Here is a 1,578-nt window from a genome sequence, read left to right as displayed (position 1 = left end):
GCCGATCCCAGTCGCTCATCGTCTGCGTCGAGCAGGCGTCCGTGGGCACCGTCCAGCTCGTAGGGCTGCAACGCCTCGCGCAGCCGCGCATCCTGCACGAGCACCTTGAAGCCCGTCAGTGTGCGTTGCGCAACCGGTGCGCCGGCCAGGCTACGCAGCGCCGTCCAGATGGCCGTCTTCTGCTCAGGCTCCAGCTGCACCCCTTCCTGTAGCAGGCATGCCTGAAGCCACTCGCTTGCCCAGCTGCGATGCGCGGATTCATCGATTCGTGCCAGTGGCTGGAAGGCGATCCCTTCCTCGCGCCCCAAGTCGTAGTGCTCGCCGCCCAGCCCGAGCGTCGTGGCGCGCAGCGAGCGGCCCATGTCGAACATCAGCACCCGTGCGCCGCGGTAGCGGCGAAACTGCATGGCCAGGATGGCCAGCAGCACTGATTTGCCCATGCCGGTAGGGCCGACGACCAGGGTGTGGCCAACATCGCCAACATGGGTGACCAGCCGAAAGGGCGTGGCGCCGTCGGTGCGCGTGAGCATCAGTGCAGGACCGTCAAGATGGTCATTGCGCGCGGGGCCTGCCCAGACTGCCGATACGGGCATCAGGTGCGCCAGGTTGAGCGTGGAGACAAGTGGCTGTCGCACGTTTGCGTAAGCGTTACCGGGAATGGACGATAGCCAGGCCTCGACCGCGTTCAACTGCTCGGCAATGGTGACCAGTCCGCGTGCCTGGATCGTGCGCTCGACGAGCCGCTGCATCTCGTCCGCCCGCCGCGCATCGATATCGGCCACCGTGATGGTGACGGTCATGTAGCCGAAGGCGACGAGGTCGGCACCCAGTTCCTGCAGTGCTGCATCGGCATCCGCCGACTTGTTAGCTGCGTCACTGTCGATCAGCGGGCTTTCCTGTTGGAAGAGGGTTTCGCGCATCAGCGCCATCACGCCCTTGCGCTTGGCAAACCACTGGCGCCGCAGTCGCGTCAGCTCGGCGAGCGCCTCCACCTTGTCCATGCAGATGAAGCGGGTCGACCAGCGATAGGTGAGTGCCAGGTGATTCAACTCGTCGAGTACGCCCGGCCAGGATGAGGACGGCAGTCCTCGTACCGACACCACCCGAAGATGCTGGTCGCCGAGCATGGGCGACATGCCGGTGGTCAGCGGGCGATCGGCCAACAGAGCATCCAGGTGAAAGGGGATGTCCGGAACTGAGATCGACTGCCGTTCGGTCGACACCGTGCCGTGCAAGTAAGACAGCGTTTGCTCGTCGTTCAGCCACTTGCATTCGGGCACGACACCCTCGAGCAGATCCTGGAACCGATCGGCCTCTGCAATGAAGTCCGACAGTTGGCGGCGCCAGTCCATCCCATTGCGTGGGGCATCTGCATAAAGCAGCCTGCTGGCGTTCGCGTGAGCATCTTCCCTGGGCAAATAGGTCAGCGTCAGGAAATAGCTGCTCTCGAAGTGGCCGCAATTGCTCGCAAAGTAGGCCCGTCGCTCTTCGTCGACGAGCCAGGAGACAGGATCGGGAAACAGGCTGCTCGGATAATGCTCGGCCGCATGGCGATCGGCCTCGATATGCAGCATCCAG

The 1,578-nt window shown here is 63.9% G+C and carries 1 protein-coding gene; it reads right to left on the bottom strand.

Features of this window, described 5'->3' with window-relative positions:
- Positions 1–1,578 (bottom strand): conjugal transfer protein TrbE (locus tag VGF12_RS10095; protein WP_331175904.1); only part of this gene is annotated, 1,578 nt, incomplete at both ends.

The sequence above is a fragment of the Roseateles sp. genome (assembly GCF_036404855.1).
Lineage (GTDB): Bacteria > Pseudomonadota > Gammaproteobacteria > Burkholderiales > Burkholderiaceae_C > Pelomonas.
The sequence above is the reverse complement of the archived record's forward strand: the minus strand, read 5'-3'. Positions and strand labels throughout refer to the sequence as shown.